The sequence below is a fragment of the Nocardiopsis sp. KDC1DS13DA1 genome, from assembly GCF_055632325.1.
The window spans coordinates 1-2282 of sequence record NZ_JBVMUY010000037.1; the positions used below are offsets into that span (position 1 = coordinate 1).

Annotated in this window: 1 protein-coding gene; it reads left to right on the top strand. The window is 73.9% G+C overall.

Going from position 1 to position 2282, the window contains the following annotated elements; genetic code table 11:
• Positions 1 to 2282: trehalase-like domain-containing protein (locus tag ACTVAJ_RS24745; RefSeq protein WP_470390656.1), on the top strand; the 2282-nt coding region annotated here is incomplete at both ends.

The window sequence follows — 2282 nt, forward strand, 5'->3', positions numbered from 1 at the left end:
CTGCCCGTGGATGTGCGTAGGCGGGTGTCCGCCCTGGCCCGCACACCACGCCTCCTCATCGCCTGCGACTACGACGGCGCCCTGACCCCCGCGCAGGACACCCCCGCCGCCGACAGCGCGGCCCGACCCCACCCCATGGCCGTGCGCGCCCTACGCGAGCTGGCCGAGTTGCCCGCCACCACCTGCGCCGTCATCTCCGCCCGCCCCCTGACCAGCCTGGCCACCCTCTCCCGCCTGCCCGCCGAGATCCACCTCGTGGGCGCGCACGGCACCGAACCCGACCCCGCCGCCGGCCACCCCACCCCCGACAAACCCACCGCCCTCAAAGCCCTGCGCCAGAGCACCGAGGCCACCGCCACCTGCTACATCGGCGGCGGCGACGGCGAGGAGGACGTCTTCGCCCACCTGGTGGGCCCCGACGCCGGCATCCGCGTGGGCGCCCACCCCGCACCGACCATGGCCGCCCACACCCTGGCCCACACCCCCGCCGCCGCCACGTTCCTGGCCGCCCTGGTGGCCCAACGCCGCGCCTGGATCTTCGGTGAGCGCCCCACCCCCATCGAACGCCTGTCCCTGCTGTCCAACCACGCCTCGGTCGCCCTGGTCGGCCCCGACGCCGACCTGGTGTGGCTGTGCCACCCCGAACCCGACTCCCCGGCCGTGTTCGCCCAGATCCTGGGCGGACGCGGCGCGGGGGTGTTCGCCATCACCCCCACCCACCAGGGCCAACCGTTGGGCCAACGCTACGAGCCGGGCACCATGACCGTGCACACCCGCTTCGCGGGCCTGGGGGTGTGCGACTACCTGGCCCCCGCCACCACCCCGGGCCGCACCGACCTGGTCCGGGTCCTCTCCGGCACCGCCCCCGCCCGGGTGGAGTTCGCCCCCCGCCCCGACTTCGGCCGCGCCCCCGTCCGCCTGCACGTGCGTGAGGAGGGTCTGGTGGTGCGGGGCGCCGACACCGCGATGGTGCTGCACGCCCCGGGCGTGGAGTGGACCATCGACCACGACGGGGTCCACGACACCGCCCACGCCACCGTCCAGCCCACCGGCCGGTCCCCGGTGGTGCTGGAGCTGCGGCTGGGCACCGAGGACCTCTCTCCCGCGGGTGTGGCCGAGGCCGACCGCCAACGGGCGGTGCGCGACCACTGGGCGGGGTGGCTGGACACGTTGACGCTGCCGGTGACCGCCCGGGATCTGGCCGCCCGCTCGGCGCTGACGTTGCGGGGGTTGTGCACCCCTTCGGGCGGGGTGATGGCCGCGGCCACCACCTCCCTGCCCGAGGAGATCGGCGGGGTGCGTAACTGGGACTACCGGTACTGCTGGCTGCGCGACGGGGCGCTGACCGTGCAGGCGCTGGTGTGGCTGGGTTCGACCGCGGAGGCGGACGCGTTCTTGGACTGGGTGCACCGGGTGGTGGCCGCCCTGCCCTCCCCGGAGCTGCTGCGGCCCCTGTACACGCTGGCCGGCACGGACCTGGGCCCGGAGGAGACCGTCGAGTCCCTGGCCGGGTACGGCGGGTCGCGGCCGGTGCGGGTGGGCAACGCCGCCGACCACCAGGTGCAGCTGGACGTGTTCGGTCCGGTGGTGGAGCTGATCGCGGATCTGGCGCACCGGCGCGGGGTGCTGGCCGAGCGGGACTGGGATCTGGTGCGGTCGATGGCCGAGGCGGTGGCGCGGCGCTGGCACGAGCCCGACCACGGGATCTGGGAGGAGCGCGACGAGCCGCGTCAGCGGGTGTACTCCAAGGTGATGTGCTGGGTGACGTTGGACCGGGCGGTGCGGTTGGCGGCCCGGTTCGGTCGGGTGGTGGATCCGACCTGGGAGCCGTTGGCGGCCGATATCGCCGCGGAGGTGGTGGCCAGGGGGTGGAACCCGGTGGTGGGGGCCTACACGACCGCTTATGAGGGTGAGGATCTGGACGCGGCGTCGTTGCACATCGGCCTGTCGGGGTTGTTGGATCCCTTCGACGAGCGGTTCCAGTCCACGGTGACCGCGGTGGAGGCGGGGTTGCGGCAGGGGCCGACGGTGTACCGGTACCGGCGCGACGACGGTCTGCCGGGGGGTGAGGGCGGTTTCCATCTGTGCACGGCGTGGTTGGTGGAGGCGTATCTGTTGACGGGGCGTCGTGGGGAGGCCGAGGAGTTGTTCGCGCATCTGGTGGAGCGTGCGGGGCCCACGGGGTTGATCCCTGAGGAGTTCGATCCGGTCGCGGAGCGGGCGTTGGGCAATCATCCCCAGGCGTACTCGCATCTGGGACTGATCCGCTGCGCCCGACTCCT